General features: G+C 70.2%; 22 protein-coding genes. 5 read left to right on the top strand and 17 right to left on the bottom strand.

Annotation, left to right across the window (positions count from 1 at the left end; genetic code table 11):
• Positions 1-31: 31 nt before the first annotated feature.
• Entirely contained in the window at positions 32-2,008 is a 1,977-nt protein-coding gene (locus tag VC184_RS04665; protein ID WP_323987425.1) for a glycosyltransferase, read from the bottom strand.
• A 162-nt stretch (positions 2,009-2,170) separates the two neighbouring features.
• Between VC184_RS04665 and VC184_RS04660 the strand changes: the two genes are divergently transcribed.
• Entirely contained in the window at positions 2,171-2,854 is a 684-nt protein-coding gene (locus tag VC184_RS04660; protein WP_323987424.1) for a DedA family protein, read from the top strand.
• Here the strand turns inward: VC184_RS04660 and VC184_RS04655 are convergent.
• Together VC184_RS04655 and VC184_RS04650 are read right to left on the bottom strand one after the other, a co-directional pair.
• Positions 2,766-3,410 carry an FMN reductase gene (locus VC184_RS04655; RefSeq protein WP_112613709.1) on the bottom strand — a complete coding sequence of 215 codons (645 nt, stop codon included), beginning with the start codon at positions 3,408-3,410 and terminating at the stop codon, positions 2,766-2,768. The two genes, VC184_RS04660 and VC184_RS04655, sit on opposite strands and share 89 nt — an antisense overlap.
• A complete protein-coding gene (locus tag VC184_RS04650) occupies positions 3,407-4,603 on the bottom strand; it encodes an LLM class flavin-dependent oxidoreductase (RefSeq protein ID WP_323987711.1) in 1,197 nt (398 codons plus the stop codon). The genes VC184_RS04655 and VC184_RS04650 overlap by 4 nt, the downstream gene beginning before the upstream one ends.
• A 147-nt stretch (positions 4,604-4,750) precedes the next feature.
• On the opposite strand from VC184_RS04650, the gene VC184_RS04645 reads away from it, so the two are divergent.
• Together VC184_RS04645 and VC184_RS04640 are read left to right on the top strand one after the other, a co-directional pair.
• Positions 4,751-5,914, top strand: a complete 1,164-nt coding sequence (locus VC184_RS04645; RefSeq protein ID WP_323987423.1) for an acyltransferase family protein — start codon at positions 4,751-4,753, stop codon at positions 5,912-5,914.
• 9 nt (positions 5,915-5,923) lie between these two features.
• Positions 5,924-6,937: an isopenicillin N synthase family dioxygenase gene (locus VC184_RS04640; RefSeq protein WP_323987422.1), complete on the top strand. Its 1,014-nt coding sequence runs from the start codon at positions 5,924-5,926 to the stop codon at positions 6,935-6,937.
• Positions 6,938-7,122: 185 nt separating this feature from the next.
• Here VC184_RS04640 and rpsO read toward each other — a convergent pair whose 3' ends face one another.
• The gene (gene rpsO, locus VC184_RS04635; RefSeq protein ID WP_023951820.1) at positions 7,123-7,392 is read right to left on the bottom strand and encodes a 30S ribosomal protein S15; all 270 of its coding nucleotides are present in this window, start codon (positions 7,390-7,392) and stop codon (positions 7,123-7,125) included.
• A 118-nt stretch (positions 7,393-7,510) separates the two neighbouring features.
• Between rpsO and VC184_RS04630 the strand changes: the two genes are divergently transcribed.
• A complete protein-coding gene (locus VC184_RS04630; protein ID WP_323987420.1) occupies positions 7,511-8,815 on the top strand; it encodes an MFS transporter in 1,305 nt (434 codons plus the stop codon).
• A 75-nt stretch (positions 8,816-8,890) separates the two neighbouring features.
• Here the strand turns inward: VC184_RS04630 and VC184_RS04625 are convergent, their stop codons facing one another.
• The 3 genes from VC184_RS04625 to VC184_RS04615 form a co-directional block, all read right to left on the bottom strand.
• The gene (locus VC184_RS04625) at positions 8,891-9,445 is read right to left on the bottom strand and encodes a YceI family protein (RefSeq protein ID WP_323987419.1); all 555 of its coding nucleotides are present in this window, start codon (positions 9,443-9,445) and stop codon (positions 8,891-8,893) included.
• Positions 9,446-9,609: 164 nt separating this feature from the next.
• On the bottom strand, positions 9,610-9,978 hold the full coding sequence (locus VC184_RS04620; protein WP_023951826.1) for an FKBP-type peptidyl-prolyl cis-trans isomerase: 369 nt from the start codon (positions 9,976-9,978) through the stop codon (positions 9,610-9,612).
• Between the two features lie 184 nt (positions 9,979-10,162).
• Positions 10,163-11,332 (bottom strand): PrsW family intramembrane metalloprotease, encoded by a 1,170-nt coding sequence (locus VC184_RS04615; RefSeq protein ID WP_114588022.1) that lies wholly within the window; start codon positions 11,330-11,332, stop codon positions 10,163-10,165.
• 86 nt (positions 11,333-11,418) lie between these two features.
• On the opposite strand from VC184_RS04615, the gene VC184_RS04610 reads away from it, so the two are divergent.
• The gene (locus VC184_RS04610; protein ID WP_323987416.1) at positions 11,419-12,288 is read left to right on the top strand and encodes a fumarylacetoacetate hydrolase family protein; all 870 of its coding nucleotides are present in this window, start codon (positions 11,419-11,421) and stop codon (positions 12,286-12,288) included.
• Here VC184_RS04610 and VC184_RS04605 read toward each other — a convergent pair.
• The 10 genes from VC184_RS04605 to VC184_RS04560 form a co-directional block, all read right to left on the bottom strand.
• The gene (locus tag VC184_RS04605; RefSeq protein WP_323987415.1) at positions 12,278-13,429 is read right to left on the bottom strand and encodes a LacI family DNA-binding transcriptional regulator; all 1,152 of its coding nucleotides are present in this window, start codon (positions 13,427-13,429) and stop codon (positions 12,278-12,280) included. The genes VC184_RS04610 and VC184_RS04605 overlap by 11 nt on opposite strands.
• Positions 13,430-13,466: 37 nt before the next feature.
• Positions 13,467-15,311 carry a glycoside hydrolase family 3 protein gene (locus tag VC184_RS04600; protein WP_323987414.1) on the bottom strand — a complete coding sequence of 615 codons (1,845 nt, stop codon included), beginning with the start codon at positions 15,309-15,311 and terminating at the stop codon, positions 13,467-13,469.
• 56 nt (positions 15,312-15,367) lie between these two features.
• Complete coding sequence (locus VC184_RS04595) at positions 15,368-16,252, bottom strand: carbohydrate ABC transporter permease (protein ID WP_323987412.1); 885 nt, start codon at positions 16,250-16,252, stop codon at positions 15,368-15,370.
• Positions 16,249-17,208 (bottom strand): carbohydrate ABC transporter permease, encoded by a 960-nt coding sequence (locus VC184_RS04590; RefSeq protein ID WP_323987410.1) that lies wholly within the window; start codon positions 17,206-17,208, stop codon positions 16,249-16,251. Before VC184_RS04590 ends, VC184_RS04595 begins: the two co-directional genes overlap by 4 nt.
• A gap of 5 nt (positions 17,209-17,213) precedes the next feature.
• A complete protein-coding gene (locus tag VC184_RS04585) occupies positions 17,214-18,479 on the bottom strand; it encodes a sugar ABC transporter substrate-binding protein (RefSeq protein WP_269266712.1) in 1,266 nt (421 codons plus the stop codon).
• A gap of 173 nt (positions 18,480-18,652) precedes the next feature.
• Positions 18,653-19,066 carry a DUF4190 domain-containing protein gene (locus tag VC184_RS04580; protein WP_274177527.1) on the bottom strand — a complete coding sequence of 138 codons (414 nt, stop codon included), beginning with the start codon at positions 19,064-19,066 and terminating at the stop codon, positions 18,653-18,655.
• A 76-nt stretch (positions 19,067-19,142) separates the two neighbouring features.
• Positions 19,143-20,603 carry an aspartate ammonia-lyase gene (locus VC184_RS04575; protein ID WP_112615031.1) on the bottom strand — a complete coding sequence of 487 codons (1,461 nt, stop codon included), beginning with the start codon at positions 20,601-20,603 and terminating at the stop codon, positions 19,143-19,145.
• Between the two features lie 54 nt (positions 20,604-20,657).
• Positions 20,658-21,605 carry a phosphodiesterase gene (locus VC184_RS04570; RefSeq protein WP_323987408.1) on the bottom strand — a complete coding sequence of 316 codons (948 nt, stop codon included), beginning with the start codon at positions 21,603-21,605 and terminating at the stop codon, positions 20,658-20,660.
• 23 nt (positions 21,606-21,628) lie between these two features.
• Positions 21,629-21,964 carry a peptidase gene (locus VC184_RS04565; RefSeq protein ID WP_112613687.1) on the bottom strand — a complete coding sequence of 112 codons (336 nt, stop codon included), beginning with the start codon at positions 21,962-21,964 and terminating at the stop codon, positions 21,629-21,631.
• Positions 21,961-23,205, bottom strand: coding sequence for an inorganic phosphate transporter (locus VC184_RS04560; protein ID WP_274177524.1), 1,245 nt, complete (start codon positions 23,203-23,205; stop codon positions 21,961-21,963). Before VC184_RS04560 ends, VC184_RS04565 begins: the two co-directional genes overlap by 4 nt.
• Positions 23,206-23,367: the final 162 nt, after the last annotated feature.

The raw sequence follows: 23,367 nt of genomic DNA, 5'->3' as shown, positions 1-23,367 counted from the left end.
GCGTCGCTCTCGGCGGGCGGGGCGGGGCGGGCTACTGCTGCGGGAGGGACGAGCGGCGCGGGCCCGTGGGGCCGATGCGCACGTAGGCGGGGAGCTTGGGGGCGACGCCGTCGCCGGCCGTGCGGCCGCGCAGGCGCCGCCACATCCACGGGAGTGCATCGCGACGCAGCCACGTTCCCGGCACGACGGGATCGTCGTCGAGATGGAAGGCCTCGTCGAGCTCGGCGAGCGCCTCGGCGTGCGGCACCCCGAGCGCTTCCGCCGCGCGATAGGCCACGAGCCGATGCCCGCGCGAGCGCAGATGCACCTTGTCGTCGGCCCACAGCTCGAGGCGGGCGAGTTCCGGCACAGCCTCGAGGTCGACCAGGATGGCGCCCGTCCTCGACGCGATCGTTCGCAGCCGGGCGTTGTAGGCGGCGAAGCGCCACGCGAAGATGCTCGCCGCGGCCCGCCCCGGAAGGAACACCGTGGCGAGCAGCACGTCCGCCCCGGATTCCCGCAACCGCCGGACCGCGATCTCGACCTCGTCGGCGACGCTCGCGACGTCCACCCGGGCCTGCACGAGGTCGTTGGCACCGATGAGCACCGAGACGAGTTCGGGCCGCAGCGCCAGGCACGCCGGAACCTGCTCGTCGACGAGGTGCCGTACCCGTTTGCTGCGCACCGCGAGGTTCGCGTACTGGAAGGCTGCGGTTCCCCCACCGGCTCGCGGCGCCGCCGAGGCGAGCAGCTGAGCGAGACGATCGGCCCATCCCCGGTGCATCCCCGCCGGCATGCGCGACGTGTCGCAGAGCCCCTCGGTGATCGAGTCGCCCAGCGCGACGTAGCGCCGCCACAGCGGGGGTCCGTCGCCCGCGACGGGCAGCTCGGCGCGCGGCCACACGCGAGCCCGCCGGGCACGGTCGATCGCATGCAGCTCGCCCGCACGCTCGTAGTGGCCGAGCAGGGCATCGCCGAGGCTCTCCCAGGTGCGCCCGGCGACGGCCTCCCGGGCCGCCGCGCCGAACGCGCGCCGCTTCGCCGCGTCCCCCGCCAGGTCGGCGACCCGGCTGCGGAGGTCGTCGGCATCGCCGGGCCGGTAGAGCCACCCGTCGACACTGCTGCGCACCAGGTCGAGCGGGCCGCCGCGACCCGTCGCGACCACCGGTACACCGCTCGCCTGCGCCTCCTGGATGGTCTGGCCGAACGTCTCGCTCTCGCCCGGGTGCACGAAAACGTCGAAGCTGGCCATCACGGTGGCGAGCTCGTCCCCGTGCAGATGGCCGAGGAAGACGGCATCCGGCAAGAGGCTCTCCAGACTCGTCCGCGAGGGCCCGTCGCCCACGATGACCAGTCGCACGCCGGGCAGCGAGCTGAGCGCCGCCAGATCCTCGATCTGCTTCTCGGGGGCGAGCCGCCCGACATATCCGACCATGACGTCGCCGTCGGCCGTTTCCGGAACGACCCGCGCGCGCCACGCCTCGTCGCGGCGGTGGGGCGCGAAGCGGATGCCGTCGACCCCGCGGCCCCAGATCGCGACGCGATCGACACCGAGGTCCTGCAGCTGCAGCCGTGCCGCGTCGGCGGGGGCGAGCGTCAGCGTCGCGCGGCGATGCAGCCGCCGCACGTGAGCAGCCGTGAGCGCCGTGGCGTGCGGCACACCGTAGCGCTCGGTGTAGGCGATGACATCGGTCTGATAGACGGCGACGCTCGGCAGCCCGAGGCCCTCGGCGGCGAGAAGCCCCTGCCAGCCGAGAAGGAACGGTGATGCGAGGTGCACGACGTCTGGGCGGAACTCTCGCAGCGCCCGCGCGACCGAGACCACGGGCGGGGCCGCCACGCGCACGGCGGGATACCGGGGCATCGGGATCGACCGCACCGCTCGACCCGGAACGGCGAGCGGATGCCGTCGCCCCGCGCCCGGCGCGACGACGAAGGCCTCGTGCCCGCGATGCTCGAGATGCTCGAGCACCCGCAGGACCGAACCGGTCACGCCGTTCATGTGGGGAAGGAAGGACTCGGTGACCACCGCGACTCTCACAAGACCAGGGTGTCGCCGACGGCGCGCCACTGTCTGCTGAACCAGCCGGAATCGCGCACTGTTCACACGATCCTCCGCGCTCGGTCACCTCGCGGACGCCTGACCGTCGCCGTTCCCGCTCCGTTCATCCACGGCTGATAGGGATGCCGCGTGCTCGACGACCTGCTGACCGCGATGTCCGGCGGCCCCTGGCTCCTCGTCGCCGTCTTCGCGCTCGTCCTCCTCGACTCCGTCCTGGTCGTCGTCCCCGGCGAGATCGCGGTGACGGCGGCGGGAGCGCTCGCCGCGTCGACCGGCGATCCCCCGCTGGCGGCCGTCGTCGGTGTCGCCGCATCCGCTGCGTTCTGCGGGGATGCGCTCTGCTACGCCGTGGGGCGTCGGATCGGCCTCCGCCGGTGGCGGTGGATGCGGCACCGGCGCGTGCAGCGCGCGTTCGCGTGGGCGGGGGCTCGGCTGCAGCGGGGAACCGCGACGGTCGTCTTCACCGCCCGCTTCATCCCCTTCGCGCGCCTCGCGGTCAATCTCACCGCGGGCGCCACGCGAGTATCGGCCGTGCGCTTCCTCGCCATCGCCGGAGTCGCGGCGACGGCCTGGGCCACCTATCAGAGCGTCATCGGCGCGGCGATCGGCGCGCTCCTGCCCGATGCCCCGCTGCTTGCGGTGCTCCTGTCGGTGGTCGCGGCGCTCGCGCTGGGCGCCGCGACCGATGTGATCACGGCCGCCCTCACGCGGCGCCGCGAGCGGGTCACTCCCCGGCGAGACCGCCGAGCAGGTGACCGAACGACTTGCCCTCGCCCAGGTACGAGGCGGGGTCGAACGGATCCGCGTCCGTGACGGGCGTGCGTGCCACGACGGCCGCAGCGAGCTCCCGTGCGCCGCGCTCGACCCGCGCGCTCAGCGGAGCGACCTCGTCGGCCTTGCTCCCCCAGTCGCTCGACGCCGCGAAGACGCCGGTCGAGACCGGGGCCGCGTGCAGGTACGCGAACAGCGGCCGGATGGCATAGTCGATCGCGAGCGAGTGACGAGCCGTGCCCGCGTTCGCCCCGATGAGCACGGGCTTCCCGGTGAGCGAGTCGGGGTCGAGCACGTCGATGAACGACTTGAACAGCCCGGAGTAGCTCGTCGAGAAGATCGGCGTCACAGCGATGAGCGCGTCGGCCGAGACGACCGAGTTGATCGCCGACTCGAGGGCGGGCGGGGCGAAACCCGTCAGCAGGTTGTTCGTGATGTCGTGCGCGAGATCGCGCAGCTCGATGACGTCCGCTGTCGCGGTGATGTCGGATGCCGTGAGCTCGGCGATCGTCGCCGTCGCGAGCCGGTCGGCGAGCATGCGGGTCGACGACGGGTTCGACAGGCCGGCCGAGACGACCGCGATACGCCGCGCGCTCATCGTGCCGCCGCCACACCGAAGGCCGAACCTGCGGGCGCGGGAGCGTCCTGGTAGGGCGAGGGGCCGCTGAGGTTGTCTCCGCGATTGGCGCGGGGCCGCGCTTCGCGCGCCGGGCCGTCGCCGTACACCTCACGGACGCGCGCGTCGTGCGTCGGGGCGTCGGGCACTGCCGCGCCACGACCCTGCGCGAGCTCCTTCCGAAGGACCGGGACGACCTCGCCGCCCAGAATGTCGAGCTGCTCGAGCACGGTCTTCAGCGGCAGGCCCGCGTGGTCGATGAGGAACAGCTGACGCTGGTAGTCGCCGAACGTCTCGCGCATCGCCGCGTACCGGTCGATGACCTGCTGCGGCGACCCGACGGTGAGGGGCGTCATCTCGCTGAAGTCCTCGAGCGAGGGGCCGTGACCGTAGACGGGGGCGTTGTCGAAGTACGGGCGGAACTGCCGGACGGCATCCTGCGAGTTGGCGCTCATGAACACCTGGCCGCCGAGACCGACGATCGCCTGCTCGGGCGTGCCGTGGCCGTAGTGCGCGAAGCGCTGACGGTACAGGTCGATGAGGCGCTGGTAGTGCTCCTTGGGCCAGAAGATGTTGTTCGCGAAGAAGCCGTCGCCGTAGTAGGCGGCCTGCTCGGCGATCTCGGGGGTGCGGATCGAGCCGTGCCAGACGAACGGAGCGACGCCGTCGAGCGGACGGGGCGTCGAGGTGAAGCCCTGCAGCGGAGTGCGGAACTTGCCCTCCCAGTCGACGACGTCCTCACGCCACAGCTTGTGTAGCAGGGCGTAGTTCTCGATCGCGAGCGGCAGGCCCTGACGGATGTCCTTGCCGAACCACGGGTAGACCGGGCCGGTGTTGCCGCGCCCCATGATGAGGTCGACGCGGCCGCCCGACAGGTGCTGAAGCATCGCGTAGTCCTCGGCGATCTTCACCGGGTCGTTCGTCGTGATGAGCGTCGTGGCCGTGGAGAGGATGAGGCGTTCGGTCTGCGCCGCGATGTAGGCGAGCGTCGTGGTGGGCGACGACGACCAGAACGGCGGGTTGTGGTGCTCGCCGATCGCGTAGACGTCGAGCCCGACATCCTCGGCATGCTTGGCGATGGTCACGGCGGCGCGGATCTTCTCCGCTTCGCTCGGGGTGTGGCCGCTCGTCGGGTCTGCCGTGATGTCGCTCACGGAGAAGATGCCGAACTGCATCCCCGACCAGCCGGTGTTATCGCTCGTGTGCGTGTTCACGTCGGTCCGCCTTCCCGGATGCCGCGGCATCCGTTTCATGCAAATGAATATAAACCATGCAACGCGGTCGCGCTCGGACTATTCCCCCGGGATAGTGTTTCATCCACGATGACGCATCCCGCCACCGGCACGACCGGAACGCGCCCGAAGCGGCGCGTGCCCTTCTGGGACAACGCCCGCTTCGCCTGCATCGTGCTGGTGGTGCTGGGTCACGCGATCCAGCGCCTGACGTACGACTCCGACATCGCGATGGCGATGTACCTCGTGATCTACGCGTTCCACATGCCCGCGTTCGCGATCATCTCGGGCTACTTCTCCAAGTCCGACCCGCAATCGCGGCGGCAGATGGCCCGCGTCATCACCGACATCCTCGTGCCGTACGTGATCTTCGAGGGACTCTGGACGCTCACGAAGTTCCTCGTCGAGGGCCACGCGAACCCCAACCCGACCCAGCCCTCGTGGACGCTGTGGTTCCTGCTGGCGCTCGGGATCTTCCGCCTGGTCCTGCCCTACCTCGCGCTCCTGCGGTGGCCGCTCCCGTGGGCCTTCGCGATCTCGGTGATCTCGGGGTACCTCCCGAACATCGATTCGACGCTCTCGCTGTCGCGAACGCTCGGCTTCCTGCCCTTCTTCGTGCTCGGCTGGTGGCTGCGCGACCGCGACGTCGTCGACCGGTTCGACCTGCTGCGGCGCACCCCGACGACCGTGACCGCGGCCGTCGGGACGCTCGGGCTCGCGGGATGGGCGGCCTGGGCATTCATCGGAACATGGCGCGACATCAACCTCGGAAAGTGGATGTTCTACGACGCGAGCTACTCGGATGCGGGCAGCTCCGAATGGTGGGCGGGAGCCGTGCGGGTCGCCCTGCTGCTCGTGGCGCTCGCCCTCACGGCATCCTTCCTGGCCCTCGTCCCCCGCGGTTCGCACCGCTGGACCCGGCTCGGGCAGTACACGATGTACATCTACCTGCTGCACTCGTTCGTGCTGTACCCGTTCCGGGAGTCGGGCGTGCTGCGAGACGCCGAGCCCACGTGGGTGTGGCTGCCGCTCGTCGTGGTCGCGTCGATCCTCATCGCTCTGGGTCTGGCCACGGCGCCGGTTCGACGAGTGTTCCGGCCGCTCGTCGAGCCCCGCCCGGCGTGGCTCTTCCGCGACCCGCAGCTCGCGGGCCGCGAGGGCCGGCGCAGCGACCCGACGGGGTCGCGTCGTCCGCGCGAGGCCGGCGAGGTCATCCCGCGCAACAAACGAGCGGATGCCGCAGAGGGCTCGTAGCCTCACTGCATGAGCGAGCTCTCCCTTCCCGTTCTCGACTTCTCCCAGCTCGACGGCGACGCCGCCGATGTCGCCCGCTTCCGCGACGAGCTGCGCGCCGCGACGCACGACGTCGGCTTCTTCTACCTCACCGGCACCGGCATCCCCGCCGGTCTCGAGGACCGGCTCCACCGCGTCGCGCGCGAGTTCTTCGACCTGCCCGAGGCCGACAAGCTCGCGATCGAGAACGTCAACAGCCCGCACTTCCGCGGCTACACGCGCGTCGGCGGCGAGCTCACGCAGGGCCGGGTCGACTGGCGCGAGCAGATCGACATCGGTCCCGAACGGTCCGCGGTCGACGACCCCGACGCGCCCGACTACGCCCGGCTCATCGGCCCCAACCTGTGGCCGGCCGCGCAGCCCGAGCTGCGCGAGGTCGCCGACGCGTGGGTCGCGCACCTCTCCGAGGTCGCGCGGCGTCTGCTCCGCGCCTGGGCCGAGGCCCTCGGCGCCCCCGCGACGTATTTCGACGACCACTTCGGCGAGCCCCAGACCCTGCTGAAGATCGTCCGCTACCCCGGCAAGGACGACCCCACCCCGCAGCAGGGGGTCGGCGCGCACAAGGACTCGGGCGCCCTGACCCTCCTATGGGTCGAGCCCGGCAAGGGCGGCCTGCAGGTCGAGCGGGATGGCGAATGGGTCGACGCTCCGCCGGTGCCCGGGGCCTTCGTCGTCAACATCGGCGAGCTGCTCGAGTACGCGACCGACGGCTATCTCATCGCGACGAACCACCGCGTCGTGTCGCCGCGGTACCCGGACGACCGCATCTCGGTCCCGTTCTTCTTCAACCCCGCGCTCGACGCCCGGTTCCCGCTCATCGACCTGCCCGCCGAACTCGCCGCCGAGGCGAGAGGCGTCACGAAGGACCCGAGCAACCCCATCCACGGGGTGCACGGCGAGAACGCACTGAAGTCGCGCCTGCGGGCCCACCCCGACGTCGCCGAGCGCTGGCACGCCGATCTGCTCGCCGCGGCCCGCCGCTGAGCACACACCACCGAACACCCGCCGCCGAACACGCACCGTCTCCGCGACAACGCACCAGACGGCGTACGTTCTCGCGGTGAAGGTACGTTCTCGCGGCGCGGGCTCGGGAAAAGCCGAAGGCCGCCCCACACCTGGGACGGCCTTCGCAAGAATGTTTTGCGCGATTGTGCGCGGAGTCGCTCTCCTTAGCGGCGGAGACCGAGGCGCTCGATCAGCGTACGGTAACGCTGGATGTCGAGCTCCTGGAGGTAGCCGAGCAGTCGACGGCGCTGACCGACGAGCAGGAAGAGCCCACGGCGCGAGTGGTGGTCGTGCTTGTGGGTCTTGAGGTGCTCGGTGAGGTCCTTGATGCGCTGCGACATGAGCGCGACCTGCACCTCGGGGGATCCGGTGTCACCGGGGTGCGTCGCGTACTCTTCGATGATCGCCTTCTTGACGTCTGCTTCGAGTGCCATAGATGGGATCCCCTTCCTTCTCATTGCGCGGCGCCCGTCACCCGATGTGCGAGCTCTCTTTATCCGCGGCCGATCGAACGGCAACCGCTCTACTGTACCAGTCATCTAGGCTCGCATGATGCGCCTGCGTCGGGATCACCTCATCGATCTGCGGCCGTTGACCACCTCCCCCGCCTTCGCGCGCATGTGGGTCGGCTCGACCCTCGCCGGCCTCGGCGGGCAGCTGACCATCGTCGCGATCATGCTCCACATGTACGACCTGACGGCGTCGACGTTCGCCGTCGCGATGATCGCGGTCGCCGGGCTCGTGCCAATGATCATCGCCGGCCTCTACGGGGGCATGCTCGCCGACGCGTTCGACCGGCGCCGGGTCGCCATCATCGCGGCATCCGTGACCTTCGTCTCGACGGCCGTCCTGATGGTGCTGACCTGGAGCGGCGGCGAGACGGTCGCGTGGCTCTACGCCATCGCGGTCGTGAACTCTGCTGCCAATTCGGTCGTCATGGCGGCACGGCAGGCGATCGTGCCGCGGCTGATCCCCCGCGAGCTGCTGCCCGCAGCCTCGGCGCTCGGCGGCATCACCATGGGCATCATGGTCTCGGTCGGGCCGGCCGCGGCCGGGCTGCTCGTGGCCTTCACCGGCTACGGCTGGACCTACACGATCGACCTCGTGCTCATGAGCGCCCTCTTCCTCGGCCTCTGGTCGTTGCCCAGCATCCGCCCGGAGGGCGCCGTCGTCCGCCCGGGCCTGCGATCGCTCGCCGACGGCTGGCGCTTCATCAAGCGCGCGAAGAACATCCGGCTGCAGTTCATCCTCGACATCATCGCGATGACGTTCGGTCAGCCCACCGCACTCTTCCCCGCCATCGGCGCAGTGCTGCTCGGCGGCGGCGCGATCACGACGGGGCTGCTGACAGCCGCCATCGCCGTCGGCGCGTTCTTCTCGAGCCTGTTCTCGGGACCGATCGCGCGCTATCCCTTGCACGGCCGTGGCATCGAGAGGGCGATCATCGCCTACGGCGTCACGATCGCCCTGTTCGGCGCCGTCCTGCTCGCGGGGTCGTTCGGTGTACTCGCCCCGGGGACCGTAGGCGAGGAGTCCGCGAACGTCGCCCTGATCGCCCTCGCCGGCCTCGCGCTGGCCGGTTCCGGCGCGGCCGACAACGTCAGCTCGATCTACCGCAACACGATGGTGCAGGCCGCCGTCCCCGATGCGATCCGAGGCCGACTGCAGGGCCTGTTCATCGTGGTGGTCGCCGGCGGTCCGAGGCTGGGCGCGCTGTACGCCGGGACGCTCGCGACCGTCACGGCGCTGTGGTTCCCGCCACTGTTGGGCGGCTTCATCATCGTCGGTCTGGTGGCGCTCCTCGTGCGCCTCGCCCCCGCGTTCCGCGCCTACGACGCGGCCCACCCGACCCCGTGAGCCGGCCGACGCGCCCCCGGAGACACGACGAGGGGCGGATGCCGCAGCATCCGCCCCTCGGAGAGAACCGGGCGATCAGGCCTGGATGGAGCCCTGCAGGTCGAGCTCGATGGTGACGTCCTTGCCGACGAGCACGCCGCCGGTCTCGAGCGCGGCGTTCCAGGTGAGGCCGAAGTCCTCGCGGTTGATGACGGTCTTGGCCGTCGCGCCGGCCTTGTAGTTGCCCCACGGGTCGGTGCCGAAGCCGCCGAACTCGACCTCGAAGGTCACCGGCTTGGTGACATCCTTGATGGTGAGGTCGCCGTCGACGAGGAAGTCGCCGCCCTGCTGACGCACGCCGGTCGAGACGAACGTGATGTTGGGGTAGTTCTCGACGTCGAAGAAGTCGGCACTGCGGAGGTGGTTGTCGCGCCCCTCGTCCTTGGTGTTGATCGAGGCGACGTCGACCTTGGCGTCGAGCGTCAGCTCGAGCGGGTTCTCGGGGGCGACGATGGTCGCCTCGGCGACGGCGAAGGTGCCGCGCACCTTCGAGATCATCATGTGGCGGACGCTGAAGCCCACCTCGCTGTGGGAGGCGTCGAGCACCCAGGTGCCAGCCTTGTAACCGGGGATGTCGGTGGTCGTGGTCATGATCGTCCTTCGTCGTAGGTGTCCGGGAGGGCTCCGGCGTACAAGGGGTCGGCAACGCGGCCCGCGCACAGCCTATTCCCGCGAATGTAAATTTCCGGTTGCCGAATGGCGACGGGCGGATGCCGCGCTGTGCAGCATCCGCCCGTCGAGCGGTGTCCGTCGGGTCAGCCGACCGCGAGCAGGTCGATGATGAAGATCAGGGTCTTGCCGCCGAGGAAGTGACCGCCGGCGGGGCCGTAGGCCAGGTGCGGCGGGATCACGAGCTCGCGGCGTCCGCCGACCTTCATGCCCGGGATGCCGTCCTGCCACCCCTGGATGAGACCGCGGAGCGGGAACTGGATGCTCTCACCGCGGTTCCACGACGAGTCGAACTCCTCGCCGGAGGTGTACTCGACGCCGACGTAGTGAACGGTGACGGTGTCGCCGGGCTTGGCCTCGGCGCCGTCGCCGACGATCAGGTCGCGAACGACGAGGTCATCGGGCGCGGGCCCCTCGGGGGCGTCGATCTCGGGCTTGGTGCGGTCGTCAGTCATGGTGTCCATCCAACCCGAGGGCGAGGACGGGTGCAACGCGGCGCCCACCCGAGCGCACCTCTTGACGCGGCGCGGCGGCGGGAGGATCATGAGGGCAGGCCAACTCAGCGCCCGGGAGACATGCAGGCATCGCCGCAGCACCGGGCGCTGAGTCTTTCCCGGGCGGTGTCGTCCCGGTCGAGGGTCACGGTCGCAGCAGGGCCTGTCGCAGGCGCGTGGCCCGGGCGAGATGCTCGCGCTCGTCGGAGAGCGCCCGATCGTCGCGGCCGGTCAGCGCCCGTTGGCGTGCGGCAGCGAGACGCGTCGCCTCGGCGATGAATGCCCGCATCGTCTCGGTGCGGTCGCCGGGAAGTGTCCGCGCCCAGGCCAGCGCGCGCCTTCGGCCTCCCCCGGTGGCGAGCAGGTCGACCTCGACGGGGGTGAACCAGCCCGCCGCGGCGTAGTCGTCGAGCCGTTCGCGGGTGAGGCGCGCCTCCTCGCGGCGCAGCAGCAGCACGCCGATCACGAAGCCGATGAACAGAGGCACCTGGAGCGTCACGTAGAGGGCGAAGAAGTCGGCGAAAGCCGCCGAGCCGTTCCAGAGCGCGTGCAGCAGGATCGCGACGGCGAGGCCGGTCGCCCAGGGCCCGAACACGGCGGCGCCCCGTGCTCCGCGCCGCACGGCGAGTCCGACCGCGAAGCCGGTCGCAGCCGTGAACATGACGTGGGCGAAGGGCGAGAGGATGCCGCGCAGCACGAACGTGACCGACACCTGAGCAAGACCGCCGGTGATCAGGCTGTCGGCGAAGTAGAGGATGTTCTCGGTGAAGGCGAACCCCGCCCCGACCATCGCCCCGTAGACGACGCCGTCGACGGGTCCGTCGAAGTAGCGGCGCCCGAGACGGAGCATGAGGAGGATGCCGAGCCCCTTCGCGATCTCCTCCACGATGGGCGCCTGCACGACGCTCTTCATCGCCTCGAGGAGCGGGTCACGCGCCGGACCGGTGGCGATGGTCACGAGAAGGTCGACGCCGAGCGCGATGACCACCGACGCGACGGCGCCCCACAGCAGCGCGATCCACAGCAGCCGTGGCGGCTCGGGCTCCCAGCGATCGACGATGCGGACGACCCACAGCACTCCCAGCAGCGGCAGCAGCGCGAGCACGGCTCCCACGATCGAGGCGAACCAGCCGAGGAACGACACGAGGTAGGCCGCCAGTCCGAGGAGCAGCACCACGAGGACCGCGCCGACCCAGAGCGCCGCCCAGCCGCCGGGACGCGCCCGGACGGGGACGACGGGCGGCGAGGTCGGCGCGGCCGGGATGGGACCGGGGTGACCGGGCTGCGGCTGCGAGAGAGGCGACGGGAACGACACGCCCCCACCCTAGAGCGCGGGCGGCGTCCGCCCTATGGCGAGGACGTCGCGCCGCGACCGAGTCGTGAGCCGGGTAGCCTGAGAGCATGCGCTTTGCCCACGTGATGACCGCGGGGGCCGACGATCCCCGCCTCGTGCTCGTCGAAGACGACCGGGCCACGTTCGTCGGCGACCTGTTCGCCGGCGCACCCGAACGACTGCAGCAGCTCATCGAGCTCGGCGACGACGGGCTTGCGCGCGTCGCGGACGCGTCGACGAGCGAGGGCGTGGCGTGGCACGACGTCACCGGCTCGGCGTTCGCATCGGCCGTTCTGGCCCCGCCGATCGTGCTGGCCGTCGGGCTGAACTACGCGGCGCACTCGAGCGAGCTGGGCCTGAAGGCCGACACCGCGCCCACCGTGTTCACCCTGTGGCCGAACTCGCTCACCGCGCACGACGCAATCACGTCGTGGCCGCGGAGCCTCAGCGAGTCGGTCGACTACGAGGCCGAGCTCGGCGTCATCATCGGCACGGCGGCCAAGGACGTCCCTGCAGACACGGCTCTCGACCACGTCTGGGGCTACACGGTGGTCAACGACATCACCGCGCGCGACATCCAGTTCTCCGAGGCGCAGTGGTCGCGCTGCAAGTCCTTCGACGGGTTCACGCCGACGGGACCCTACGTGGTGACCGCCGACGAGGTCCCCGACCCGCAAGACCTTCACATCTGGGCCGTCGTCGACGGCCAGACGGTGCAGGACGCCTCGACGGGACAGATGATCCGCTCGGTCGCGACGCTTGTCGCGCACCTCTCGACGGCGGCCACGCTCCTGCCCGGCACGCTCATCTCGACCGGCAGCCCGGGCGGCGCCGGCTACTCGCGCGACCCGCAGATCTTCCTGCGCGACCGCTCCGTCGTCACCGTCGGGATCGACGGGATCGGTGAGCTGCGGACGCACTGCCGCATCACGGACTGACCGGGCACCCGCAGCTTCCGCCGACCCGGAGCCCCACCTCGACGCGCACGCTGCGCCGCGCCGAGCCGTCTCCCGGATCGGTCAGCAGCAGGTGGGCGGCGATGCGCCCCATGAGCTCCATCGGCTGGCGCACGGTCGTCAGCGGCGGCGACGACATCCCGGCCGCCTGGATGCCGTCGAAGCCGGCGAGCCGCACGTCGCGGGGCACGACGATGCCCCGGGCGTGCAGCACGTCGAGCGCGGCGAGCGCGATCTGATCGGTCGCGCACAGCACCGCTTCGGGGAGCGTGCTCTCGCGTGCTCGTGAGCTCAGCCCCGGGAACACCGGTGCGCGCTCGAGCTCGACGGTGTCGATGACCTCGGCGCGCGCGCCGGGGTGAGAGGCGACAGCATCGAAGAAGGCGGCGCGGCGCTCGTCGGTGTCGAAACCGGCGGGTGCGTCGACCCACCCGAACGTGGAGACGCCGTGGACCTCGACGAAATGATCGACGAGCATCCGCTCACCACCAGCGTTGTCGGCGAGGACATGGTGCGCGTCACCCAGCGGCGAGCTCAGCACGGCGACCGGGAGCGTCGACGACACCGAGCCGAGAGACGCGGTCACCGTCGGGCCCGGCAGGATCGCGAGGCCGTCGACCTGCCCCGCCGTGTCGGCGATCTCGGACGCCCCCAGCCCCCCGGTGCTGAGCAGCACCGCGGTGCCGGCCCGCTTGCACTCGAGCACGAAGCCGCGCTGGATCTCATCGACGTAGAGCGGGAACGTCCGGGGAGCGCTCCGGCGGACGTCCTCGTCGGCGTCCCACGCGATCAGGTCGACGTCGAGGTCGAGCTCGGCGAGATCGGTGAGCCCGGGCGGCGTCGGCCGCTCGGGAGCCGCACCCGAGGTCAACCCCGTCTCGACGGGCGGCGCCGATTCGACCAGCAGATCGAACAGATGCAGCCCGAGCACCCCGGTGCGGCCGCGCGCGAGGTTCCGGGCCGAGCCGCTGGGGACGTACCCCAGCTCGCGTGCGACCCGCAGCACCATGTCGCGGGTCTCGGTGCGCACCTTGTCGGGGCGCCGGAACGCGAACGAGACCGTCGCGATCGACACCCCGGCTCGTTCCGCGACGTCGTAGACCGTGGGTCGTCCGACCACCATGACTACCTCGATTCCCCGGGGAGTCTACCGACGCACCTCACGCCGGCACGATCGACAGTCCGGTCCCCCGCGGGAAGATCGGCTCGTCCGTGTCGCCCGGGACGTCGGTCCGGGAACGGCGCACGGCGTCCATGGATCGCGGGATCTCGACGGGCAGCGTGCCACGTGGCGGCACCGCGCCGGTGAGCGCGGCGAGCACCGCGGCATCCGAGCTGCCGTAGTCGGCGACGATCGCCGAAGCGACGGGAACGAAGGGGGTGAGGACCGCGGGCCGGTCGAGGCCGACGACCAGCACGAGAGGGGCGTGCGTCGCGACACGACCCAGTCGCGACACCAGCCCGGGGCCGAAGTCGAGGGAACCCTGGTGGAACCACTTCTCGAGGAACAGGTCGTCGCGAGGCTCGAAGGGCGCTCCGACACGGACGATCGCGACGTCGGCGTCCTCAGGCCGCTCGACGCGGTCGCCGTACGGGGCGATCGCGGCGTCGCCGACGTTCTCGGCGTAGATCTTCGGACGCGGCGCCGAACGGATCGGCAGCACCTCGTCGCGGTTCTGCAGAACGGTCAGCGACTCCGCCTGCGCGCGGGTGCCGAGCGCGCGGAAATCGGCGTTGCCGACGATGCGCTCGGCCTCGTCCTCGTCGACGTACGGGTCGTCGAAGAGGCCGAGCCGGAATTTCACGAGCAGGATGCGCCGGGCCGACACGTCGATGCGCTCGAGCGGCACGGTGCCGGATTCGACGAGGCCGACGAGCAGCTCCGTGCACTCCTCGCCGCCGAACTGGTCGACACCGGCCTCCAGCAGCCGCAGCATCCGCTCCGTCGGGTCGAGCTCCTCGACGCCCCACGCGCGAGCGGGCAGCACCTGGTCGCCGACGTGGTTGTCGTTGACGAGCTCCCAGTCGGTGACGACGACGCCGTCGTAGCCGAGCTCGTCGCGCAGGAGGTCCGTCACGATCTGACGGTTGTAGGCGAACCCGACCTCGGCGATCGGCACGCCGTTCCGTTCGAGTCCGACCGGCATGCCGTAGTACGGCATCATGCCGGCCGTGCCGCGCCGGATCGCCTCGCGGAAGGGCTCGAGGTGGTATTCGAACATGCCGCCCGGGTAGACCTGCTCGCGTCCGTACGGGAAGTGCGCGTCTTCACCGTCGAGCTGCGGTCCGCCGCCCGGGAAGTGCTTCGTCGTGCACGCGACGCTCTCAGCGCCGAGCACGTCGCCCTGGAAGCCGCGCAGGTAGGCGGCGGTGATCTGCGAGACCCGCTCGGCATCGAAGCCGAACGTCTGGGCCTGACGACCCCAGCGAGCTTCGGTGGGGAGGTCGATCTGCGGGTGCAGCGCCGCCCGGATACCGACCGCGCAGTACTCGCGACGGGCGACGTCGGCGAACTGCTCGATGACCTCGAGGTCGTCGAGCGCGGCGAGCCCCAGCGGCTCCGGCCACTGCGAGAAGGGACCCGCGGAGAAGGCGACGCCGGTGTTCTCGACGAACGCGTGCCGCGGATCGGTGCTGATCGTCACCGGGACGCCGTGCGGCGTGCTCTCGGCGAGTCTCTGCAGGTTGTTGTTCCAGCGAGCGCCCTCACGAGCCGTGCGGATGGCGTGCACGTTGAAGTGCGTCATGTTCTTGCCGACCACGACGTCGGTCGTCGGCGACTTCGAGATGGCGCCCGGTGTCTCGAGGAGCTCGCCATCGGGACCGATCTCGATGACGGTCTGGAACATGAGGCCGATCTTCTCGGCCGGCGACATCCGGCTGAGCAGATCGTCGGTGCGCTCCTCCGGGGTCAGGCGCGGGTCCTCGTAGGGGTCGAGGACGCCATTGCCGTTGAGGTCGCGGAAACGGGTTCCATCGGGCGCGGTGTGGAATTCGGGTCGCATGAGGTGCTTTCGCTTGTGGGGGGACGGATGCGGCGACGCGGAGGCCGGCGCGTAGGTCACTTCAGACCGGTGGTGGCGACGCCCCGGATGAACCAGCGCTGCAGGAAGACGAACAGCACGATGATGGGCGCGATGACGAGCACGGATCCGGCCAGGAGCAGTCCGTAGTTGGTCGCGTTCTGTCCCGTCGAGTAGAGCGAGAGCGCGACGGGAAGCGTGTACATCTCCTCGGTCTGGGCCGCCACCAGCGGCCAGAGGAAGTTGTTCCAGGAGGCGAGGAACGTCAGGATGCCGAGGGTCGCGAGCGGCGGCCCGCACAGCGGCATCACGATGCGCGAGAAGATGCGCCACTCCCCCGCCCCGTCGAGGCGGGCGGCCTCGAGCAGCGCGTCGGGGATGCCCATGATGAACTGCCGCATGAGGAACACGCCGATGGGGGCAGTGATGAAGGGGAGGATGAGCGCGGGGTAGGTGTTGACGAGCCCGAGCGAGGAGACCATCACGAACAGCGGCACGAAGGTGACGACCCCCGGCACCATGAGCGTCACCATCACGAGGAGGAAGAGCACCTTCTTGCCGGGGAAGTCCATCTTCGCCAGGGCGTAGCCCACCATCGAGCAGAACACGATGTTGCCGAGGACGGTGACCACCGCGACGATGAGGCTGTTGGCGAAGAAGTGTCCGAAGTCGAGAGGCCCGAACCACTGCGCGAAGTTCTCGCCCGTCGGGTTCTCCGGGAACCACGTCGGCGGGCGGCGCAGAATCTCCCCCTGCGTCTTGACCGATCCGAGCACCATCCACAGGAACGGGATGAGCCAGAGGGTGAGTCCGACGGCCAGGACGGTGTAGGTGATCGCACGCGGACCGAACCGACGGCGGCGGCGCCGCGGAGCGGGCGGCGGCGTGACGGTGTCCACCACGGGAGCGGGGATGGTTGTCATCGGGTCAGTCCTTCGAACGGGCGCAGTCGGAACTGGAGCAGGCTCAGCAGAGCGATGGCCAGGAACAGGACGTAGCTGGCGGCGGAGGCCAGTCCGTACTCGCCGAAGCCGAACTGCTGGAAGGTGTAGTACGCCACGGACAGGGTCGAGTCGAGCGGCCCGCCCTTGGTCATGACGAACGCCTCCTCGAAGAACTGCAGGTAGCCGACGGAGATGAGGACCGCCCCGAGGAGGATCGTGGGGCGCAGCAGCGGCAGGGTGACCGAGATCAGGCGCCGCCACGATGACGCGCCATCCATCGTCGCCGCCTCGTTGACGTCCTGCGGAACGGCCTGCAGGCCCGCGAGGAAGATCACCATGAGCGTGCCGACGTTGCGCCACACCGCCATCATGATGAGCGAGGGCAGGGCGAAGGCGGGGTCGTTGAGCCAGTTCGGGCCGTCGATGCCGACGAGCGCGAGGGCCGAGTTGAGGAGGCCGTCCGGCTGGAGGATGTAGCGCCAGACGACCGCGACCGCGACGATGCTCGTGACGACCGGCGCGTAGAAACCCACCCGGAAGAACGCGACGATGCGGCCGCCGCCGCTGTTGAGGGCGAGCGCGAGGGCGAGCGCCAGCACCATCGTCACGGGGATGCCGACCACGACGAAGACCGCGGTGACCCCGAGGGACGTGATGAAGCGCGGGTCCCCGAAGAGCGTCGCGAACTGGTCGAGCCAGACGAAGTTCACCGCGAACGGAGAGGTGATGTCGCGAGCGGTGAAGTCGGTGAACGACATCGCGAACGACCCGACGATCGGGAAGAGCATGAAGACGGCGAACACGGCGACGAAGGGCAGGCAGAACGCCCAGGCGATGAGTGCCTGACGCTTGCGCAGCCGTGCGTGCAGCCCGTCGGGGCGGGAGGCCCCGCGGCCGGAGTCGGCTCCGGCCGCGGGGAGGGTGGTGGTGGACATCGAGGTCACTCGAGTCCGATCGCGTCGGCGTCGGCCTGCAGCTTCTGCAGCACCGCGGGAACATCCGCTCCGCCGCGACGCAGCTGCTCGAGGGCCTGGTCGCCCTTGGCGGCCACCTGCACCCAGCTGGTCGTCACGGGCGGGGCCTTGGCGGTCTGCAGCTGCTCACCGAAGGTCGTCAGGCTCGCGTCGTCGGCAAGGGCGGGCGCATCCCACGCGGCCTGGAGAGCGGGCAGGTCACCCGTCGTCTCGTAGAACGCCGCCTGAGTCTCCGGCTCGCTCAGCCAGCGGACGAGCTTCCACGCCGACTCGGCGTTCTTGCTCTGGTTGAACACGACGAGGTTCGCGCCGCCGCTGAAGGACACCGACCCGGTGTCGGCGGGCAGGACGGCCGTCGCGTACTTCGAGGCGAAGTCCGCACCTCCGAGCAGCTCGAGCTGACCGCGCAGGAACGGCCCCTCGACGACCATCGGCGTGGTTCCGGCCACGAACTCGGCCTCGGTCGCGCCGGCGGAGATGTCGGCGTTCGCGTCGGCGAGCCCCTTGTCGAAGAAGCTCTTGTAGTACTCCAGCCCCTTCGTCATCTCGGGGGTGTCGAGGGTCCAGGCGTCACCGTCGGTGAGCTCCGCACCGGCGGACCACGGCATCCACATCGCCCCCTGGAACGAGTCGTTGCCGCCGGGCATCCGGATGCCGTACTCGGCGCCCGCCTTCTCCTTCATGTCGGCGGCGAGCTGCTGCAGCTCGTCCCACGTCGTCGGAGCCTGGGACCAGCCGGCCTGCTGCGCGAGGTCGGTGCGGTAGTACAGCACGCGCGTGTCGACGTACCACGGCACACCGGCGGCGCGGTCGTCGAACTCCGTCGTGCTGAGGGCGCCGGGGAAGAAGCCGTCGGTCGCGATCTCGGCCGGGACGGTGGCGAACGCGTCGCCGAAATCCGCCATCCACGTCGAGCCCACCATGGCGACGTCGGGGGTGTTCCCACCCGCGATCGCCGTCTGGAACTTGTTGTGCGCCGCGTCCCACGGAATGGCGGTGACGTCGATCTTCACGTCGGGGTTGGCTTCCTGGAACTCCTTGACGAACTCCGGCAGGGCCTCGCCCTCCGCACCCATCGCCCATACGCTGATCGTGCCCGTGGCCGGGCTGTCATCGATCGTCGTGACCTCTGCGGGCCCGGCCGCCGACTCGTCTGCACGGCCGCAGCCGGTCAGGATGAGCGACACCGCAGCGAGGGTGGCGATGCCGCCTGCCACTGTCTTGAACTTCACGTCTTCCTCCTTGAATCGCGGGATCGCCGCGGCGATCAAAGCGCTTAACCGTTGCGCTGGCGTCGAGTTTAAGCGCTTTGACTGCGCGGACGCAAACGTCCCGAGCGACTCCTGAGGTGGGCAGACGAAGAGCCCCCGCGGACGATGTCCGCGGGGGCTCTTCGGGACGCGAACTACCGCGCGGAGGAGCAGGACTGCGTCTGGCCCCACACCGTCACGGTGTCGGCGCCCTCGACCACGCAGGTCTGGTAGATCTCGTTCGCCGCGTTACCGAAGACCGAGAACAGGACGATCGCGACGACCACACCGATCACCATGAAGACGGCGCTGATGATGATCGCGGCGAGAGCGAGGCCGTTCTTACGGCCCGCCTTCTTGCTCTGGACGAGCGCCACGATTCCGAGGATGAGACCGACGAGCTGCAGCCCGACGGGAACCAGCGCGAGGATGAACGCGACGATGCCGAGGGTCTTTCCCGGCACCGGGGCGTTCGGGTTCTGGTACGACGCGTCGGAAGACGACGTCGGGTACGCCGGCGGCTGGTAGGCCGGAGGCTGCGGCGCGGACGGGTTGTTCGGGTCGGTCATGGGATCCCCCGGTCGGTCGGAAAGCGATGAACAGCCTCGACGTTATCGACAGCGGGCCCCGCGGCACAAAGCCTTGTCAGCCCGAGACGCTCTCCTCGGCGTCGGCGAGGACGATCGGGATGGCCGCTGTCACGGCCTGCAGACCCGACAGGCGCGCGGGCGAGAGCTGCTTGTCGACCTCTTCGCGCGACATCAGCCCCGCCTCGACGACGAGATCGCCCACGTTGCGGTGCGTCAGCAGCGCGGTCTTGGCCAGGGCCGCTGCCGCGGCGTAGCCGATGAAAGGCGTCAGAGCCGTCACGACACCGACCGAGGACCCGACCATGGCCCCGAGGCGCTCACGGTTCGCCGTGATGCCGTCGACGCAGTTGACGCGGAGCGTCCGCATCGCCCGCCGCATCCAGGTGATCGACTGGAAGATGGAGTGCGCGATGATCGGCTCGAAGGCGTTGAGCTGCAGCTGACCGCCCTCGACCGCCATCGTCACGGTCAGGTCGGCGCCGGCCACCGCGAAGGCGACCTGGTTGACGACCTCGGGGATCACCGGGTTGACCTTGCCGGGCATGATGCTCGACCCCGCCTGCCGGGCCGGCAGATTGATCTCACCGAAGCCAGCCTGGGGTCCGCTCGAGAGCAGCCGCAGGTCGTTGCTGATCTTCGACAGCTTGATCGCGTTGCGCTTCAGCGACGACGAGAACGACATGAACGAGCCGGTGTCGCTGGTCGACTCGACGAGGTCGACGGCGCTCGACAGATCGAGGCCGGTGATCTCGCGCAGATGGCGGACGACAGCGGGGCGGTACTCGGGATGGGTCGTGATGCCGGTGCCGATGGCGGTCGCGCCCATGTTGATCTCGTAGAGCAGCGAGGCGTTCTCGCCGAGGCGGGAGTGATCCTCCCCCAGCGTCGTCGCGAAGCCGTGGAACTCCTGCCCGAGCGTCATCGGGACGGCGTCCTGGAGCTGCGTGCGACCGACCTTGAGGACGTCGTGGAACTCGACGGCCTTCGTGAGGAACGATTCGCGCAGCAGCGCCAGCTCGTCGAGCAGCCCCTCCAGGTCGAGGGCGAGACCGACCTTGATCGCCGTCGGGTAGACGTCGTTCGTGGACTGGCTGCGGTTCGTGTGGTCGATCGGCGACAGGAACGCGTAGTCGCCCTTGGGACGCCCCGCGAGCTCGAGGGCGATGTTGGTGATGACCTCGTTCGCGTTCATGTTCGTCGAGGTGCCGGCACCGCCCTGAACGACGCCGACGACGAACTGGTCGTGGTACTCGCCGTCGATGACGAGCTGAGCGGCACGGTCGATCAGGTCCGCGCGCTCGGCATCGAGCACCCCGATCTCGCGGTTCGCGCGCGCCGACGCCTGCTTGACCATCGCCAGGGCCCGGACGAGGTCGCGATAGACGGAGATCGGCCGCTGCGAGATCGGGAAGTTCTCGAGTGCACGAGCGGTGTGCACGCCCCAGTAGGCGTCGGCGGGAATCTCGAGCGAGCCGAGCGAATCGGTCTCGGTGCGGGTGGCGGGAGTGGACGACATCATGCGCTGGTCCTTGTGGGTCTCACGGCGATGGGAGGGACGGTCCCAGCCTAGTCAGCGCTTGCGCGAAAACGCCTCGAGACGCTCCTGCGGCGACAACCGCGCCATGTCGGCGACCCATTCGGCGGAGAAGTACTCGCCGGTCGGAGCCTCGACGACGGGCACGACGGTGTGGGTGATCACCTCGTCGTAGACGTGCACGAGCTGGAACGCCTGGCCGGCGTCCATGCCGTTGACCGCCTGCGGCGGGCGCTGGAGGTTCATCGTGTAACACGTGGCGGAGGCGACGGAGACGGGAATCCCCGCGAAGGTGCCGGACGTGGAGTAATGCAGGTGACCCGCGAGGATGCCGCGCACGTCCGTTCCCGCGATGGTCTCGGCGAGGGCGTCCTGGTCGCGCAGCTCGAGGATGTCGAAGAAGGGCACGTGGCTGGGCAGCGGCGGGTGATGCATCGCGAGCATCGTGCCGCGGGGCGCGGGCTCCGCGAGGATCTCGCGCAGCCAGTCGCGCTGACGCGCGTCGATCTCACCGTGGTGCCAGCCGGGCACCGTGGAGTCGAGGGCGATCAGGCGCAGGCCCGCCAGATCCCAGACCCCGGTCAGCGGTTCCTGCGTCGGGGGCCCGCCGAACAGCCCCACGCGCATCGCGTCGCGCTCGTCGTGGTTGCCGGCCACCCACACGACCGGTGCGCCCAAGCGGTCCGCGACGGGCTCGACCGCGTCGCGGAGGCGACGGTAGGCGTCCGGCTCGCCGAGGTCGGTCAGGTCACCGGTGAAGACCAGCGCGTCGGGTCGGACGCCGGTGCGCTCGATCGCCGCGAGCGTGGCGTCGAGGTTGGCCTCGACGTCGTAGCGCCCGCCGAGCGCGGCCCCGCCCGCCAGCAGGTGGGTGTCGCTGACATGGACGAGGACGTGCGCCGCGGGCTCGTGACGCCCGAAACGCACGGATGCCGCGCGGTCGCGGGGCTGCGTGGAACCGTCCGACGGCACTGCTGAGGTCATGGCCACAGCCTATGCCGGGGGTCCTACCGTCCCGCCACGATGAGGACGATGCCGCCGAGGACGGCGAGACCGCACAGGGCGAAGGCGCCGTAGGCCGTGACGAGCGCGATCCTCTTCTGCCCCGCCGTCAGCGGATTCTTCTTCGCCGCCTTGGCCGCTGCCTTCGCGTGACGGCGCGCCTGCTTCTCGCTGATGACGGCGATCGCGTCGGTGAACTCCGCGGGAGTCACCACCGGCACCCGGCCCGCGCGCACCAGCATCCGGAGCCCGAGTGCGTAGAAGCCGACGACGAGCACGGCGCCCGTGATGGCCGCCGCGAACACCTGGACGAAGGCGAACCAGTCGATCGAGACGTTCATCGCTCGCCCTCCGTCTGCTCCGAGCCCGAGCTCTTCGCCGCGGCCGCCGCCTTCGCGCGCCGCTGCCGCCGCGTGGGCGGCGGATCGGAGGGCACGTCGACGGCCAGGCCGGAGTCGGCGACCTCGCTCATGGCGTTGCCCGCGTGCACCTCGTTGCGGCGCGAGCGGAGGAACAGCGCCAGCACGATCGCGACGGCGGCGATCGCGTCGATGACGATGCCCACCGGGCCGAGCCACACGACCAGGAGCGCCGCCACGGCGCCGACCGCGCCCGACGCGGGGAGCGTCAGCAGCCAGCCGACGGCGATGCGGCCGACCGTGCCCCAGCGGACCGTCGAGCCGCGGCGTCCGAGTCCGGAGCCGATCACCGAGCCGGATGCGACCTGCGTCGTCGACAGCGCGAAGCCGAGCGCGCTCGAGGCGAGGATCGTCGACGCCGTCGACGCCTCGGCCGAGAAGCCCTGCGCGGGCTTGACGTCGGTGAGCCCCTTGCCGAGGGTGCGGATGATGCGCCATCCGCCCATGTAGGTGCCCAGCGCGATCGTGACGGCGCACGCCACGATGACCCACAACTGCGGTTCGGCGTGCTCGGCGCTCTGCCAGCCGGCCGCGATGAGGGCGAGCGTGATGACGCCCATCGTCTTCTGAGCGTCGTTCGTACCGTGGGCGAGCGCGACGAGCGACGACGTGAAGATCTGGCCCCAGCGGAATCCGTCGCGGCCGTCCGGCTTTCCGTCGTGGCGACGGGTCACGGCGTAGGCGACCTTCGTGACCGTGAAGGCGATGAGGCCGGCCGTGACGGGGGCGATCAGCGCCGGGAGGATGATCTTGCTCAGCACGACGCCGAAGTCGATGGCCATCGCGCCGACGCCCACGAGGGTCGCGCCGATGAGGCCGCCGAAGAGGGCGTGCGACGAGCTCGACGGGAGGCCGAGCAGCCAGGTGAGCATGTTCCACGTGATGGCGCCGATCAACCCCGCGAAGATCAGCGGCAGCAGCGCGGTGGCGGCGAGCTGATCCTCGTGAATGATGCCGTGCGAGACGGTCTTGGCGACCTCCGTGGACAGGAAGGCTCCGACGAGGTTGAGGCCGGCGGCCAGGAGGACGGCGACCTTCGGTTTCAGGGCCCCCGTCGCGATCGGCGTCGCCATCGCGTTGGCGGTGTCGTGGAAGCCGTTGGTGAAGTCGAAGAAGAGTGCCAGTCCGATGACCAGCAGAAGAATGAGTACAGCGGTTTCCACTGTGCGCTCTCTGTGCGTGCGGGCCCGCGAGCGCGGGTCCTCGAGTACGGGTCGGGATGCCGCGGCAGCGGCGGGCGCGAACGAAGAGTTCACCGTCTGTTCAGGGTCCGGCAACCGGACCATCGAATCCTGCCACACCATCGCCGTCACCGTGAATCCGAG

The sequence above is a fragment of the Microbacterium plantarum genome (assembly GCF_035231185.1).
GTDB classification, from domain to species: domain Bacteria; phylum Actinomycetota; class Actinomycetes; order Actinomycetales; family Microbacteriaceae; genus Microbacterium; species Microbacterium plantarum.
The sequence above is the reverse complement of the archived record's forward strand: the minus strand, read 5'-3'. Positions and strand labels throughout refer to the sequence as shown.

Coding starts and splice junctions, on each gene's coding strand:
- VC184_RS04655 (WP_112613709.1), bottom strand. CDS start 3,410: ATGAGCGCGCGGCGTATCGCGGTCGTCTCGGCCGGCCTGTCGAACCCG.
- VC184_RS04650 (WP_323987711.1), bottom strand. CDS start 4,603: ATGCAGTTCGGCATCTTCTCCGTGAGCGACATCACGGCAGACCCGACG.
- VC184_RS04645 (WP_323987423.1), top strand. CDS start 4,751: ATGACGCATCCCGCCACCGGCACGACCGGAACGCGCCCGAAGCGGCGC.
- VC184_RS04640 (WP_323987422.1), top strand. CDS start 5,924: ATGAGCGAGCTCTCCCTTCCCGTTCTCGACTTCTCCCAGCTCGACGGC.
- rpsO (WP_023951820.1), bottom strand. CDS start 7,392: ATGGCACTCGAAGCAGACGTCAAGAAGGCGATCATCGAAGAGTACGCG.
- VC184_RS04630 (WP_323987420.1), top strand. CDS start 7,511: ATGCGCCTGCGTCGGGATCACCTCATCGATCTGCGGCCGTTGACCACC.
- VC184_RS04625 (WP_323987419.1), bottom strand. CDS start 9,445: ATGACCACGACCACCGACATCCCCGGTTACAAGGCTGGCACCTGGGTG.
- VC184_RS04620 (WP_023951826.1), bottom strand. CDS start 9,978: ATGACTGACGACCGCACCAAGCCCGAGATCGACGCCCCCGAGGGGCCC.
- VC184_RS04610 (WP_323987416.1), top strand. CDS start 11,419: ATGCGCTTTGCCCACGTGATGACCGCGGGGGCCGACGATCCCCGCCTC.
- VC184_RS04605 (WP_323987415.1), bottom strand. CDS start 13,429: ATGGTGGTCGGACGACCCACGGTCTACGACGTCGCGGAACGAGCCGGG.
- VC184_RS04600 (WP_323987414.1), bottom strand. CDS start 15,311: ATGCGACCCGAATTCCACACCGCGCCCGATGGAACCCGTTTCCGCGAC.
- VC184_RS04595 (WP_323987412.1), bottom strand. CDS start 16,252: ATGACAACCATCCCCGCTCCCGTGGTGGACACCGTCACGCCGCCGCCC.
- VC184_RS04590 (WP_323987410.1), bottom strand. CDS start 17,208: ATGTCCACCACCACCCTCCCCGCGGCCGGAGCCGACTCCGGCCGCGGG.
- VC184_RS04580 (WP_274177527.1), bottom strand. CDS start 19,066: ATGACCGACCCGAACAACCCGTCCGCGCCGCAGCCTCCGGCCTACCAG.
- VC184_RS04575 (WP_112615031.1), bottom strand. CDS start 20,603: ATGTCGTCCACTCCCGCCACCCGCACCGAGACCGATTCGCTCGGCTCG.
- VC184_RS04570 (WP_323987408.1), bottom strand. CDS start 21,605: ATGACCTCAGCAGTGCCGTCGGACGGTTCCACGCAGCCCCGCGACCGC.
- VC184_RS04565 (WP_112613687.1), bottom strand. CDS start 21,964: ATGAACGTCTCGATCGACTGGTTCGCCTTCGTCCAGGTGTTCGCGGCG.